Annotated in this window: 10 protein-coding genes and 3 rRNA genes; 1 reads left to right on the forward strand and 12 read right to left on the reverse strand. The window is 64.3% G+C overall.

All coding sequences use genetic code 11. The annotated features are described in order from the left end of the window. Positions 1–87: 87 nt before the first annotated feature. The 12 genes from OG435_RS09460 to OG435_RS09515 all read right to left on the reverse strand — a co-directional run bounded on the left by OG435_RS09460 (position 88) and on the right by OG435_RS09515 (position 14,034). Positions 88–744 carry a MerR family transcriptional regulator gene (locus OG435_RS09460; protein WP_430625602.1) on the reverse strand — a complete coding sequence of 219 codons (657 nt, stop codon included), beginning with the start codon at positions 742–744 and terminating at the stop codon, positions 88–90. A 180-nt stretch (positions 745–924) separates the two neighbouring features. After that, a complete protein-coding gene (locus tag OG435_RS09465; protein WP_250745191.1) occupies positions 925–1,398 on the reverse strand; it encodes a bifunctional nuclease family protein in 474 nt (157 codons plus the stop codon). A gap of 108 nt (positions 1,399–1,506) precedes the next feature. Beyond that, the gene (locus OG435_RS09470; RefSeq protein ID WP_266876381.1) at positions 1,507–2,280 is read right to left on the reverse strand and encodes a MerR family transcriptional regulator; all 774 of its coding nucleotides are present in this window, start codon (positions 2,278–2,280) and stop codon (positions 1,507–1,509) included. A 19-nt stretch (positions 2,281–2,299) separates the two neighbouring features. Further along, entirely contained in the window at positions 2,300–2,839 is a 540-nt protein-coding gene (locus OG435_RS50090; protein WP_274547808.1) for an FHA domain-containing protein, read from the reverse strand. 483 nt (positions 2,840–3,322) lie between these two features. After that, positions 3,323–4,207 (reverse strand): DUF881 domain-containing protein, encoded by an 885-nt coding sequence (locus OG435_RS09480; protein ID WP_266876382.1) that lies wholly within the window; start codon positions 4,205–4,207, stop codon positions 3,323–3,325. A 5-nt stretch (positions 4,208–4,212) separates the two neighbouring features. Next, positions 4,213–4,545, reverse strand: a complete 333-nt coding sequence (locus tag OG435_RS09485; RefSeq protein WP_112452698.1) for a small basic family protein — start codon at positions 4,543–4,545, stop codon at positions 4,213–4,215. Next, complete coding sequence (locus tag OG435_RS09490) at positions 4,542–5,444, reverse strand: DUF881 domain-containing protein (protein ID WP_266876383.1); 903 nt, start codon at positions 5,442–5,444, stop codon at positions 4,542–4,544. The genes OG435_RS09485 and OG435_RS09490 overlap by 4 nt, the downstream gene beginning before the upstream one ends. A 130-nt stretch (positions 5,445–5,574) precedes the next feature. Then, positions 5,575–8,070, reverse strand: a complete 2,496-nt coding sequence (locus OG435_RS09495; RefSeq protein ID WP_266876384.1) for a mannose-1-phosphate guanyltransferase — start codon at positions 8,068–8,070, stop codon at positions 5,575–5,577. Between the two features lie 97 nt (positions 8,071–8,167). Next, positions 8,168–8,758: a CDP-alcohol phosphatidyltransferase family protein gene (locus tag OG435_RS09500; RefSeq protein WP_250745186.1), complete on the reverse strand. Its 591-nt coding sequence runs from the start codon at positions 8,756–8,758 to the stop codon at positions 8,168–8,170. A 138-nt stretch (positions 8,759–8,896) separates the two neighbouring features. Continuing rightward, positions 8,897–9,014: ribosomal RNA gene (gene rrf / locus OG435_RS09505) — 5S ribosomal RNA — on the reverse strand. An 87-nt stretch (positions 9,015–9,101) separates the two neighbouring features. Further along, a 23S ribosomal RNA gene (locus tag OG435_RS09510) occupies positions 9,102–12,225 on the reverse strand. A gap of 284 nt (positions 12,226–12,509) precedes the next feature. Then, positions 12,510–14,034: ribosomal RNA gene (locus OG435_RS09515) — 16S ribosomal RNA — on the reverse strand. Together the 16S, 23S and 5S rRNA genes form the textbook arrangement of a ribosomal RNA operon. A 734-nt stretch (positions 14,035–14,768) precedes the next feature. On the opposite strand from OG435_RS09515, the gene OG435_RS09520 reads away from it, so the two are divergent. Next, positions 14,769–15,218: a PTS sugar transporter subunit IIA gene (locus OG435_RS09520; RefSeq protein WP_266876385.1), complete on the forward strand. Its 450-nt coding sequence runs from the start codon at positions 14,769–14,771 to the stop codon at positions 15,216–15,218. Positions 15,219–15,267 lie beyond the last annotated feature (49 nt).

Consider the following 15,267-nt stretch of genomic DNA (forward strand, 5'->3'; position numbering starts at 1 on the left):
GCGAGCCGTACGGCCCACCGACGAGACCCGGCGGACCCGGACGCGGACGCGGCGGAAGCCGCGGACCACCCGGCCCCCGCCGCCGCCTCAGACGGCCCGGTTCCTCCGAGCGGCCAGCTCGTCGGCCGGGTTGTGCCCGACCACCGTCTCACCCGTGTCGACGCGCTCCCCGTGCAGCTGCGACAGGGCGTTCTCGACATCGCGCCAGACCACGCCCACGGCGATCCCGAAGATGCCCTGGCCGCCCTGGAGCAGGCTGACGACCTGGTCCGGCGAGGTGCACTCGTACACGGTGGCGCCGTCGCTCATCAGCGTCATCCGCTCCAGGTCCGAGAAACCCCGGTCGCGCAGGTGCTGTACGGCGGTGCGGATGTTCTGCAGTGCCACCCCGGTGTCCAGGAAGCGCTTCACGATCTTGAGGACGACCACGTCCCGGAAGCTGTACAGACGCTGCGTCCCGGACCCGTACGCGGGCCGCACCGTGGGCTCTACCAGCCCGGTGCGCGCCCAGTAGTCGAGCTGCCGGTACGTGATGCCGGCCGCGGCACACGCCGTCGGCCCCCGGTATCCGACCTGCTCCGGTGCGCTCTCGCCACCCACCGACTCGACTGACCCCACCGAACCGACCGGCGCGGGCTCCGGCTGACGGCGCGCGGAGTTCACCGCACCACCGTGCAGCGGGTACGGCCCACCGTCACTCCGTGCGGGGATGCCCCCGGTCATACCGTCGCCCGTGACTCTCACGCCGACCCTCCGTCCTTGACCTGCCACCTCGAAGGTAGGCAGTCACCAGGGGTGCGTCAACGATCGCCACACTCGGCACGCCGAGTGATAATCACCCTGAGAGTGGTTTCCCGTACCCCATAGCGGGGAAAACCTACTCGAATGGGCTGAAATATCCGGGAGGACGGCGCGACCCGCGCCTCACTGCGGGCCTGTACCGAAGTCCTCCGGCGAGATCTGGTCGAGGAACTCGCGGAACTTCTCCACCTCGTCCTCCTGCTCGTCCGGGATCGCGATGCCGGCGTCATCGAGCACGCCGTCGCTGCCGAAGATCGGCGTCCCGGTCCGCAGGGCGAGCGCTATGGCGTCGGAAGGCCGCGCGCTCACCTCGACTCCGCTGGCGAAGACGAGCTCCGCGTAGAAAACGCCCTCCCGCAGATCCGTGATCCGGACTTCGGTGAGCTCCTCACCGATCGCCTCCAGCACGTCCTTGAACAGGTCGTGCGTCAGCGGCCGGGCAGGCGCCATGCCCTGCTGCGCGAAGGCAATGGCGGTCGCCTCCCCTGGTCCGATCCAGATGGGGAGGTACCGATCGCCTCCCACTTCACGCAGGAGCACGATCGGTTGGTTCGAGGGCATTTCCACCCGGACACCCACAACGTCGAGCTCGTTCACACAGCAACCCTAGGACCTGCCCGGCAGGTTTGGGTAGTCGGGCTCCCCCAAGCCTGCCCCGAAGCCCCTGCGAACACGCCCGAAGTCGGCCCGAAAAGCCCCTCCGGATCAGTGCAGCCGCACCCCGAGAGCAGTTTGTACGAGGGCCTCGTGCAGCCGTACGGAGAGCCCCGCGAGCTCCTTCATGGTGGCCTCGGCATGGGCCCTGGTCTGCGGATTGCGGTGCCGGCGCAGCGGCGAGACGACCTGCTCCACCAGACCGGCCTCCCGGTCGGCGGCGGCCTTCATCGCACGCAGGTGGCGCGGCTCCAGACCGAATCGGCCGAGATCGGCCACCAGACGGGCCACCGTGACCGCCTCGGCGTCGAAACCGCCGCCGGGGGCCTCCGCGATGAGCCCGTACGACTCCCACTCCACGAGCTGGACCTCGTCCACCTCGGCGGCGGCCATCAGCTCGGCCCGGCCCACCCGGGCCACGGTCGGCCGCTCCCGGCCCACCTCGCCGTAGAGGGCGACGGGGCTCGCGGGGTCGACGGACTCCCCGTGCGCCGTGGGCGCCGGGATGCGGATCTGCTCACCCCGCGCGAGCGCGTCGAGCTGCTCGCGGATGACCTTCAACGGAAGGTAGTGGTCGCGCTGGAGGCGCAGGACGTGGGCGAGGCGCTCCACGTCGTCGGCGGTGAACTTGCGATATCCGGAAGGTGTGCGCCGGGGCTCGACGAGCCCCTCCGCCTCCAGGAAACGGATCTTCGAGATCGTGACTTCGGGGAACTCGTCACGCAGCATCGTGAGCACCGTTCCGATGCTCACCAGCCGCGCGCCCGAGGAGGACGCGGTGGCGGTGCCGCCCTTGGCGGCACCGCCTGCCGGGATACGCAGCATGGGACCTTCCCTTGAAGGGTCAGTGCCCCCGCAGGCTCGCGTAGAAGACCAGCCGGTACTTGCCGATCTGCACCTCGTCGCCGTTGTGCAGGGCGACGGAGTCGATCGGTTCACGGTTCACGTACGTGCCGTTGAGGCTGCCGACGTCGGAGACGGTGAAACCGTCGTGACTCCTGCGGAACTCGACATGGCGCCGGGAGACGGTGACGTCGTCCAGGAAGATGTCGCTCTGCGGGTGCCGGCCGGCCGTCGTCAGCTCACCGTCCAAGAGGAAGCGGCTGCCGGAGTTCGGGCCGCGCCGCACGATCAGCAGAGCGGAACCCGGCGGCAGCGCTTCCACCGCGGCCTGGGCCTCGGGGGACAGCGAGGACGACACGTGCGTCTGTCCCGACACCTCGGCCTCGTAGGCCTCCAGGCCCGAGATCGAGATGGTGGACGTGGTCTCCGAGGCACGCTCCGGCGTCAGACCCGCCCGCAGCGGCGCCCCGCAGTTGGAGCAGAACCGGCTCGCCGCATCGCTGCGGTGCCCGCACCTGCTGCAAATCTGCTCGGCCGACATGGACGGCTCCTCGCGCCGCGGCTGCCCCGCGGAGGCATTGGTGGCATACGGGTCGGGGGCAAACCCTCCACCCGTACTTGAGGTTGATGGTTCACCGAAACCTATGCGTCCGGTACCGGCAGGGTCAACAGCCGACGCGCCGTGCGCGCCCGAAATGTCACCCGCCCTGGCGACCTCGTCGCGGAAGAGCGGCCGGTCGCCCTGCCCTTCCACGTCCCCATGCCCCGCACGGTGCCTGGCCGCACCGCTTTCCTCGCGGTTCTTCTTGCCGAACAACTTCTCAAACAACTTCACGGGCGATTCCCCTTGACCGAAACAGACCCGCCCGTGGGGCAGGACGAACTCCGAATGCAACACCTGCCGACCCGGACATACTTACAACGTCCGTAACCATCAGACAGTTTCCACCACGCACCGCGACTTCGGTGCCTCGACCCCCCGCAGGCATCCGCCCGCGTGAGCCGGTCTCCCGCACCTCCCGCATCACGACGATGACGACCGAGCGTAGTCAGGCTGCTTCGCAGCCCGCAAGGCATCCACAACGATCTTCGCCGGACGTGTGACGCTGACGACGGCCTGCTCCTTCTCCAGCGACTGGACGACGCCACCGGGAATGTTGAGAGCCGGTTCCAGGTCCTGCGGCTTGCCGATCACCTTGAACTCGTAGGGCTGTGTGATCTTCTTACCGTCGATCGCGACCCCGTCCTCCTCGTCCGAGAAGTACGAGTCCGCCACGATCCGCACCCCGTTGATCTGGATCGCCTCGGCCCCGGCCGCCCGCAGCTCCTGGAGGGTGTCCAGCAGCTTGTCCGACGACACCTGGCCCTTGGGGTCCGTGATCTTCAGCACGATGCCCGGACCCTGCGCGGCCACCGTACCGGCCAGGATCCCCAGTTGGCGTTCCTTCTCCACGGTCTGCTTCCGGGCCTCCTCGGCCTGGTTGGAGCTGCTCTCCAGCTCCCGGCGCTGGTCGTCGAGCCGCTGCTTCTCGTCCTCCAGCCGCTTGGTCCGCCCGTCCAGCTCGTCGAGGATCCGTACGAGGTCCTCCTGGCGGGCGCCTCGCAGCGCGCTGGAGTCGCTGTTCGACCGTACCTGGATGGCCAGCCCGAGTCCCAGGACGAACAACAGCACCGCGACGATCAGTTGGGCCCGGCTCACCCGCGGCGGCCACAGCCCGGCCGCCAGCCGCTGCCGGCCGGTCTGCTGGGATCCGTCCTGTACGGGTCCGGGCCGCTCCGGCCCGGCCTGCGCGGCCCCGGGGGCCGGCTCCTGGCCCACGCGCCCGGCCGACGGCTCCAGCGGAGGCTGCGCCTTCGGCCGCTGTGCCGCGGCCCCGGGCTCTTCGGGCGGGGTGTCGTTCGAACTCATCGGCCTCACGCCCGGAACACGTGCCGGCGGATGGCCGCGGCGTTGGAGAAGATGCGGATGCCGAGGACGACCACCACACCCGTGGACAGCTGCGAGCCGACCCCCAGCTTGTCGCCGAGGAAGACGATCAGCGCCGCCACGACCACGTTCGACAGGAACGACACCACGAAGACCTTGTCCACGAAGATGCCGTCCAGCATCGCGCGCAGGCCTCCGAACACCGCGTCCAGCGCCGCGACCACGGCGATCGGCAGATAAGGCTCCACCACGGCCGGCACTTCGGGCCGGACGAGAAGTCCGACCACCACTCCGACCACGAGGCCCAGTACCGCGATCACGATGCACCCTTCTGCTGCTCTGCTGCTGTAGCCGTACGTACGGTCAGGCTCGACGCGGCCGGAAGGCGCATCTCCGCTTCGGACGACAAGGAGTAGCGGATGCCGTAGTTCTCCTGCAGTACGTGCAGGTACTGGCCGTCCGCGGAGTCCTGGAACGAGGTCCCGAGGCGCTTCTTGTCGCCGATCGCCAGCACTTCGTACGGCGGCACCAGCGGCCTGTTGTCGACCAGTATCGCGTCACCCGCGGCCCGGATGGCCGAGAGGGACGTCAGCCGCTGACCGTTGATCGAGATCGCTTCCGCCCCCGACTGCCACAGCCCGTTGACGATCTTCTGCATATCGCGGTCGCGGAGCCGCCCGGTGTCCGAGAATCCGGCGCTCTCGCGCGGCGCGGAGCCGTTTCCGGTCGTCGAGCCCTTGGCATCGTCCACCGTCAGCTTGATCCCGGGCCCCTGCACCTCGGTGGCCCCGGACAGCAGCGCCACGAGCTGGCCCTGTTCGCCACCGTGCTGCTTGAGCGCCTCGCGCTGCCGGTCGGCGACGGTGGCCCGCAGCCGCTCGATGTCCCGCTCGAGACCGTCCGCGTGCGCGTCGGCCCGCTCGACCCGGTCGATGAGTTCCTGACGCTCCTTGGCCAGCACCGGCGCGGTCGCCCGCGCCTGCGCGGCGCCCAGGGTGACGACACTGGCGGCGAGCACGAGCCCGGCGGCCAGACCCAGTTTGGCCTTGAGGGTCCGCGGCAGGCCGGACGTGCCCTCGGCCTCGCGCCGGGCCGAAGCCTCCGCGTAGCCCTCGTCAAGGGAGTGGTCCATCACGTGCGTCAGCAGCGACATGGAGGCGTCCGGCCGCGCCGGAGGTACCGAACTGCGGTTGTGGGGCGGCTGCGACATGCCGCACATCGTCGCATGTCGGCGCCGCTCCCACCGAATGCGGACGTCCGGTGGACCGGACGGGACCTGCGCCCCGCCGCTCCACCGGACTTCCGGCCCTACGCCGCTCCGTTACGGCTTGCGCCCTCGCGCGGGCGGCTCAGTGCCCGGCGCCGTCCACCACGGCTGCCCAGTCGTCCAGCAGCGCCTGCGCGGACGCGTCGTCGGGTCCCTCCGCCCACAGGTGGGTGACCGCCTCCGCCGGATCCGGCAGCACCAGCGCCCACCGCCCGTCGGCCTCCACGACCCGCACCCCGTCGGTGGTGTCCACCTGCCGGTCCCCGGCGGCCTCCACGACCCTCCGCATGACGAGCCCCTTCACCGCCCACGGGGTCGGCACGTCCCGCTTGAGCACGTGCGCCCGAGGGATCCGCGCATCGATCTGGCTCAGCGTGAGCTGCGTCCGCGCCACCAGCCCGATCAACTGCACGAAGGCGGCCGATCCGTCGAAGACGCTGCTGAACTCGGGGACGATGAATCCGCCCCGCCCGTCACCGCCGAAAATGGTGTTCTCCGCCCGGCCCACCCGCGTCAGGTCGTCGGGCGAGGTCGTCGTCCACTCCACCTGGGTCCCGTGGTACGCCGCCACCTGCTCGGCGATCCGGGTCGTGGTCACCGGCAGCGCCACCTTGCCGCTGCGCTTCTCGGCGGCCACCAGGTCGAGCAGGACCAGCAGTGCCCGGTCGTCCTCGATGATCCGGCCGCGCTCGTCCACGAGGGAGATCCGCTCGCCCACCGGGTCGAAGCGCACTCCGAAGGCGGCCCGCGAGGACGCCACGATCTCCCCGAGCCGCACCAGTCCCGCCCGGCGGGATTCGGCGCTCTCGGTGGGCCGGGACTCGTCGAGTCCCGGGTTGACGGTGAGGGCGTCCACCCCGAGCCGGCCCAGCAGGCTGGGCAGGACCAGGCCGGCGCTGCCGTTGGAGGCGTCCACGACCACCTTGAGCCCGGAGTCCGCGACCCCGGTGGTGTCCACGCGCCGCAGCAGCGAACCGGTGTAGGCGTCGAAGACGCTGCCCGGGAACTGCAGGTCACCGATTTCTCCGGGGAACGCCCGTCGGTACTCCTGGCGCGCGTAGACCCGGTCGAGCTTGCGCTGCTGCTGGAGGGAGAGGTCCGCCCCGCGCTCGTCGAGGAACATGATGTCGACCGAGTCGGGCACTCCCGGCGAGGTCCGCAGCACGATCCCGCCGGCGCTGCCGCGCGCGGTCTGCTGCCGCGCCACGGGCAGCGGTACGTTCTCCAGGTCCCGGACGTTGATGGCGCTGGCCTGGAGCGCCGAGATCACGGCCCGCTTGAGCGCGCGCGCGCCTCGGGAGTGGTCGCGGGCCGTGGTGACCGTCGCCCCCTTCTTCAGGGTCGTCGCGTAGGCACCGGCCAGCCGGACCACCAGCTCCGGGGTGATCTCCACGTTGAGGATTCCGGTGACCCCGCGGGCGCCGAACAGATGTGCCTGCCCCCGGGACTCCCAGATGACCGAGGTGTTGACGAAGGCGCCCGCCTCGATCGTCTTGAAGGGGTAGACCCGGACGTTCCCCTGGATGATCGATTCCTCGCCGACGAGGCACTCGTCGCCGATGACGGCGCCGTCCTCGATCCGGGCGGCCCGCATGATGTCGGTGTTCTTGCCGATGACGCAGCCGCGGAGGTTGCTGTGGGGCCCGATGTACACGTTGTCGTGCACGACGGCCTTGTGCAGGAAGGCGCCGCTCTTCACGACGACGTTCGACCCGATCACGGTGTGCTCGCGGATCTCCACGCCGGCCTCGACCTTGGCGTAGTCCCCGATGTACAGCGGCCCGCGCAGTACCGCGTCCGGGCTCACCTCGGCGCCTTCGGCGATCCACACGCCGGGGGAGATTTCGAAGCCGTCCATGTCGACCTGGACCTTGCCCTCGAGCACGTCGGCCTGGGCCTTGACGTAGCTCTCGTGGGTGCCGACGTCCTCCCAGTAGCCCTCGGCGACGTAGCCGTAGATCGGCCGGCCTTCCTTCATCAGCTGCGGGAAGACGTCGCCGGACCAGTCCACGGAAACGTCCGCGTCCACGTAGTCGAAGATCTCCGGCTCCATCACGTAGATGCCGGTGTTGATGGTGTCCGAGAACACCTGGCCCCAGGTCGGCTTCTCCAGGAAGCGCTCGACCTTGCCTTCCTCGTCCACGATGGTGATGCCGAATTCCAGCGGGTTCGGCACGCGGGTGAGGCACACCGTGACGAGGCCGCCCTTCTCCTTGTGGAAACGGATCAGGTCGGTCAGGTCGAAGTCCGTGAGCGCGTCGCCGGAGATCACGAGGAACGTGTCGTCCTTCAGAGCCTCCTCGGCGTTCTTCACGCTGCCGGCGGTGCCGAGTGGCTTCTCCTCGTTGGCATAGGTGAGCTCCATTCCGAGCTCCTCGCCGTCACCGAAGTAGTTCCTGACGAGTGAGGCCAGGAACTGTACGGTGACCACGGTTTCGTTGAGCCCATGCCGCTTGAGCAGCCTGAGCACATGCTCCATGATCGGCCGGTTCGCCACCGGCAGGAGCGGCTTGGGCATGCTTGAGGTCATGGGGCGAAGCCGAGTGCCTTCGCCACCAGCCATCACGACGGCCTTCATGTCGGAAGAGTCCTCCTCGAGAGACGGCGTATAGCCGACCTCACCCGTCTCGGACGGTGACTGGACCACTCCCCCGCGTCAGTCACGCCGAGCGAGCTCAATCGGCCGTGGCGTCCGCCTTCACCAGCCGGCGGACTTGTACCACGTAAAGGACTCCTGCCCACCAATAGAGGGTTGTACCCCATCCGGCGAACGCCCATCCGAAAACTGACCCCATCCAGGCCAACCAACCCGACCAGGTGCTCACCAGGAGGAAGGGGAACGCGTACATCAGGTTGAAGGTCGCGGCCTTCCCGAGGAAGTTGACCTGGGGCGGCGGATAGCCGTGCCGGCGCAGGATCCAGACCATGACCAGCAGCATCAGCTCGCGCGCGAGCAGCGCCCCGGTGAGCCAGAGCGGCAGGATCTCGCGGTACGTGAGACCGAACAGGGTGGACAGGATGTAGAGCCGGTCCGCGGCGGGGTCCAGCAGCCGGCCGAGGCTGCTGATCTGATTCCAGCGCCGCGCCAGCTTCCCGTCGAGGTAGTCGCTGATCCCGCTGAGCATGAGGACGGCGAGAGCCCAGCCGTCGTGCTCGGCCAGGATCAGCCACAGGAACAGGGGTACGCCTGCGAGGCGCGCCATGCTCAGGATGTTCGGAATGGTGAAAATTCGGTCAGTCTGAACCCGAGTCTCCTGGACCTCCACCCGGGGGCCTCCACTGTGACTGTAGAAATGTCGAACGATGCCCCCTGACCCTACAGGAGCCGGTGCACCGGTCCGTAAACGCAGAAAAGCCCCGCACCGAACCCTGAAGGGCTGGTGCGGGGCTTTCCCACAATGATTGTTCGGCGGCGTCCTACTCTCCCACAGGGTCCCCCCTGCAGTACCATCGGCGCTGAAAGGCTTAGCTTCCGGGTTCGGAATGTAAACCGGGCGTTTCCCTAACGCTATGACCACCGAAACACTATGAAGTTAACCAACCGGATATGCTGTCACATTGACAACGTAGTTCGTTACTTCAGAACTAACACAGTGGACGCGAGCAACTGAGGACAAGCCCTCGGCCTATTAGTACCAGTCAGCTCCACCCGTTACCGGGCTTCCACATCTGGCCTATCAACCCAGTCGTCTACTGGGAGCCTTACCCTCTCAAGGAGGTGGGAATACTCATCTTGAAGCAGGCTTCCCGCTTAGATGCTTTCAGCGGTTATCCCTCCCGAACGTAGCCAACCAGCCATGCCCTTGGCAGGACAACTGGCACACCAGAGGTTCGTCCGTCCCGGTCCTCTCGTACTAGGGACAGCCCTTCTCAATATTCCTACGCGCACAGCGGATAGGGACCGAACTGTCTCACGACGTTCTAAACCCAGCTCGCGTACCGCTTTAATGGGCGAACAGCCCAACCCTTGGGACCGACTCCAGCCCCAGGATGCGACGAGCCGACATCGAGGTGCCAAACCATCCCGTCGATATGGACTCTTGGGGAAGATCAGCCTGTTATCCCCGGGGTACCTTTTATCCGTTGAGCGACGGCGCTTCCACAAGCCACCGCCGGATCACTAGTCCCGACTTTCGTCCCTGCTCGACCCGTCGGTCTCACAGTCAAGCTCCCTTGTGCACTTACACTCAACACCTGATTGCCAACCAGGCTGAGGGAACCTTTGGGCGCCTCCGTTACTTTTTGGGAGGCAACCGCCCCAGTTAAACTACCCATCAGACACTGTCCCTGATCCGGATCACGGACCGAGGTTAGACATCCAGCACGACCAGAGTGGTATTTCAACGACGACTCCACAACCACTGGCGTGGCCGCTTCAAAGTCTCCCACCTATCCTACACAAGCCGAACCGAACACCAATATCAAACTATAGTAAAGGTCCCGGGGTCTTTCCGTCCTGCTGCGCGAAACGAGCATCTTTACTCGTAGTGCAATTTCACCGGGCCTATGGTTGAGACAGTCGAGAAGTCGTTACGCCATTCGTGCAGGTCGGAACTTACCCGACAAGGAATTTCGCTACCTTAGGATGGTTATAGTTACCACCGCCGTTTACTGGCGCTTAAGTTCTCAGCTTCGCCACACCGAAATATAACTAACCGGTCCCCTTAACGTTCCAGCACCGGGCAGGCGTCAGTCCGTATACATCGCCTTACGGCTTCGCACGGACCTGTGTTTTTAGTAAACAGTCGCTTCTCGCTGGTCTCTGCGGCCACCCCCAGCTCACGGAGTAAATCCGATCACCAGGACTGGCCCCCCTTCTCCCGAAGTTACGGGGGCATTTTGCCGAGTTCCTTAACCATAGTTCACCCGAACGCCTCGGTATTCTCTACCTGACCACCTGAGTCGGTTTAGGGTACGGGCCGCCATGAAACTCGCTAGAGGCTTTTCTCGACAGCATAGGATCATCCACTTCACCACAATCGGCTCGGCATCAGGTCTCAGCCTTATATGAGGGACGGATTTGCCTACCCCTCGGCCTACACCCTTACCCCGGGACTACCACCGCCCGGGCTGGACTACCTTCCTGCGTCACCCCATCGCTTACCTACTACAAGTCTGGTTCGCCGGCTCCACCACTTTCCTTTCCCCGAAGGGTCCGGAACGGCTTCACGGGCTTAGCATCGCCTGATTCGATATTGGGCGTTTCAAAGCGGGTACCGGAATATCAACCGGTTGTCCATCGACTACGCCTGTCGGCCTCGCCTTAGGTCCCGACTTACCCTGGGCAGATCAGCTTGACCCAGGAACCCTTAGTCAATCGGCGCACACGTTTCTCACGTGTGTATCGCTACTCATGCCTGCATTCTCACTCGTGAACCGTCCACAACTAGCTTCCGCTGCTGCTTCACCCGGCACACGACGCTCCCCTACCCATCACAGCGGGCGTTGGCCCTATTGCTGCAATGACACGACTTCGGCGGTACGCTTGAGCCCCGCTACATTGTCGGCGCGGAATCACTTGACCAGTGAGCTATTACGCACTCTTTCAAGGGTGGCTGCTTCTAAGCCAACCTCCTGGTTGTCTCTGCGACTCCACATCCTTTCCCACTTAGCGTACGCTTAGGGGCCTTAGTCGATGCTCTGGGCTGTTTCCCTCTCGACCATGGAGCTTATCCCCCACAGTCTCACTGCCACGCTCTCACTTACCGGCATTCGGAGTTTGGCTAAGGTCAGTAACCCGGTAGGGCCCATCGCCTATCCAGTGCTCTACCTCCGGCAAGAAACACGTGACGCTGCACCTAAATGCATTTCGGGGAGAACCAGCTATCACGGAGTTTGATTGGCCTTTCACCCCTAACCACAGGTCATCCCCCAGGTTTTCAACCCTGGTGGGTTCGGTCCTCCACGAAGTCTTACCTCCGCTTCAACCTGCCCATGGCTAGATCACTCCGCTTCGGGTCTAGAGCGTGCAACTCAATCGCCCTATTCGGACTCGCTTTCGCTACGGCTTCCCCACACGGGTTAACCTCGCTACACACCGCTAACTCGCAGGCTCATTCTTCAAAAGGCACGCAGTCACGACCCATTGAGTAAACTCAATGAGCGACGCTCCCACGGCTTGTAGGCACACGGTTTCAGGTACTATTTCACTCCGCTCCCGCGGTACTTTTCACCATTCCCTCACGGTACTATCCGCTATCGGTCACCAGGGAATATTTAGGCTTAGCGGGTGGTCCCGCCAGATTCACACGGGATTTCTCGGGCCCCGTGCTACTTGGGAGATTCTTAAGCAAGCCGCTGATGTTTCGTCTACGGGGGTCTTACCCTCTACGCCGGACCTTTCGCATGTCCTTCGACTACATCAACGGTTTCTGACTCGCCGACCGGCCGGCAGACCGATCAAAAGAATTCCCACAACCCCGCATACGCAACCCCTGCCGGGTATCACACGCATACGGTTTGGCCTCATCCGGTTTCGCTCGCCACTACTCCCGGAATCACGGTTGTTTTCTCTTCCTGCGGGTACTGAGATGTTTCACTTCCCCGCGTTCCCTCCACACTGCCTATGTGTTCAGCAGTGGGTGACAGCCCATGACGACTGCCGGGTTTCCCCATTCGGACACCCCCGGATCAAAGCTCAGTTGGCAGCTCCCCGGGGCCTATCGCGGCCTCTCACGTCCTTCATCGGTTCCTGGTGCCAAGGCATCCACCGTGCGCCCTTAAAAACTTGGCCTACAGATGCTCGCGTCCACTGTGTAGTTCTCAAGCAACGACCAGTCACCCATCACCCTCACCCAAAAGGCGAAGTTCACTGGGGCCGGCATCACGAAGATAAGACCTTACGGCCGTACCCTCAGATACCCAACAACGTGCCAAGCACGATCCCCCGTCAGTGAGTCACTTTCCACGCCGAAGCAGTACTTGTGATCCATCCAGGAAACCGTGCCAACTAATCAACGTTCCACCCTGAGCTGACCGTGCAGAACGTTTGTCTGCAATCGGTACTGTGCTCCTTAGAAAGGAGGTGATCCAGCCGCACCTTCCGGTACGGCTACCTTGTTACGACTTCGTCCCAATCGCCAGTCCCACCTTCGACAGCTCCCTCCCTTACGGGTTGGGCCACCGGCTTCGGGTGTTACCGACTTTCGTGACGTGACGGGCGGTGTGTACAAGGCCCGGGAACGTATTCACCGCAGCAATGCTGATCTGCGATTACTAGCAACTCCGACTTCATGGGGTCGAGTTGCAGACCCCAATCCGAACTGAGACCGGCTTTTTGAGATTCGCTCCACCTCACGGTATCGCAGCTCATTGTACCGGCCATTGTAGCACGTGTGCAGCCCAAGACATAAGGGGCATGATGACTTGACGTCGTCCCCACCTTCCTCCGAGTTGACCCCGGCGGTCTCCTGTGAGTCCCCATCACCCCGAAGGGCATGCTGGCAACACAGGACAAGGGTTGCGCTCGTTGCGGGACTTAACCCAACATCTCACGACACGAGCTGACGACAGCCATGCACCACCTGTATACCGACCACAAGGGGGGCACCATCTCTAATGCTTTCCGGTATATGTCAAGCCTTGGTAAGGTTCTTCGCGTTGCGTCGAATTAAGCCACATGCTCCGCTGCTTGTGCGGGCCCCCGTCAATTCCTTTGAGTTTTAGCCTTGCGGCCGTACTCCCCAGGCGGGGAACTTAATGCGTTAGCTGCGGCACCGACGACGTGGAATGTCGCCAACACCTAGTTCCCAACGTTTACGGCGTGGACTACCAGGGTATCTAATCCTGTTCGCTCCCCACGCTTTCGCTCCTCAGCGTCAGTAATGGCCCAGAGATCCGCCTTCGCCACCGGTGTTCCTCCTGATATCTGCGCATTTCACCGCTACACCAGGAATTCCGATCTCCCCTACCACACTCTAGCTAGCCCGTATCGAATGCAGACCCGAGGTTAAGCCTCGGGCTTTCACATCCGACGTGACAAGCCGCCTACGAGCTCTTTACGCCCAATAATTCCGGACAACGCTTGCGCCCTACGTATTACCGCGGCTGCTGGCACGTAGTTAGCCGGCGCTTCTTCTGCAGGTACCGTCACTTTCGCTTCTTCCCTGCTGAAAGAGGTTTACAACCCGAAGGCCGTCATCCCTCACGCGGCGTCGCTGCATCAGGCTTTCGCCCATTGTGCAATATTCCCCACTGCTGCCTCCCGTAGGAGTCTGGGCCGTGTCTCAGTCCCAGTGTGGCCGGTCGCCCTCTCAGGCCGGCTACCCGTCGTCGCCTTGGTGGGCCATTACCCCACCAACAAGCTGATAGGCCGCGGGCTCATCCTTCACCGCCGGAGCTTTTAACCCCCGCCCATGCAGGCAGGAGTGTTATCCGGTATTAGACCCCGTTTCCAGGGCTTGTCCCAGAGTGAAGGGCAGATTGCCCACGTGTTACTCACCCGTTCGCCACTAATCCACCCCGAAGGGCTTCATCGTTCGACTTGCATGTGTTAAGCACGCCGCCAGCGTTCGTCCTGAGCCAGGATCAAACTCTCCATGAATGTTTACCCGTAATCGGGTGCACACGCACTTAGAGCGGGACAGTCATGTCGGAATAAGACCGACCGTCCACTGCGTCCTCGCTGTGTAATTGCCTGCAAGCATCACGGCAGAACCGCGACCTCACAGGTCTTTTTCAAAGGAACCTCATCCACCGAAATGGACGGGGTATCAACTTTTTGGCGTTGATTTTTGGCACGCTGTTGAGTTCTCAAGGAACGGACGCTTCCTTTGTACTCACCCTCTCGGGCTTTCCTCCGGGCTTTTCGTTCTGTTCTTGCGTTTCAGACTCTATCAGAGTCTGTCTCGCTTGTTTTCCGCCTTCCAGTTCTTCGCTTTCGCGTTTCCCTTTCCGGCGAGTTCGACTCTATCAGTCCTTTTCTTTCCCTCTGACCACCCTCCGCTTTGCCGAATAGGCATGCGAAAAGAAGGCAGGATCAAGATCAGAACTAGAGAGAAGAGGAGTCCCGTCCATCGGCCGTTCGCGAAATGTTCACGCGGGGCGCCCTGGCGGGAGTCACGACAGTACAGGTCCACCTGGGCCCAGGCAAATCGATTCAGGCGTATGGTCTAGTCCACCGGTCTAGTCCACTAGTCTCCGTGCCGAAGGACCAGTCCAGTTCGGGACCAACATCGGGCGAACCCGAACATCTCGTGACTTATCCTTCTGGAGAGTACGCCGTTCGCGACAGGTAGTGACGGCGCCACGACGAAGCCCCACCCCTGGGAGGCCCCCATGACCAGCGTGACGTCCCCACTTGCCGGGACCGCCATCGGACTCGCGGCAGTGCCCGATCCGGTGTTCTCCGGCGCGATGGTGGGACCGGGCACCGCCATTGATCCCGTGCGCGAGCCTTCGGCGGCGGTGTCGCCCGTAGACGGTGTAGTCGTCTCCCTGCACCCGCACGCGTACGTCGTAGTCGACAGCGAGGGCCACGGTGTTCTCACGCACCTGGGCATCGACACCGTTCAGCTCAACGGCGAGGGCTTCGAGCTGCTCGTCAACAAGGGCGACACCGTGACCCGCGGCCAGGAGGTCATTCGTTGGGACCCCGCCGCGGTCGAGGCCGCCGGAAAGTCCCCCATCTGCCCCGTCGTGGCACTTGAAGCGACTGCCGACTCCCTGTCCGGCGTGGTCGAGGCCGGAGACGTCAAGGCCGGGGACTCCCTCTTCGGCTGGCAGTGACCTTCGCCTTCTAGACGCACTGGCACATCCAACGCGGCGGGTGGACCCG

It is taken from the genome of Streptomyces sp. NBC_01264, from assembly GCF_026340675.1.
In the GTDB taxonomy this organism is placed as follows: Bacteria; Actinomycetota; Actinomycetes; order Streptomycetales; family Streptomycetaceae; genus Streptomyces.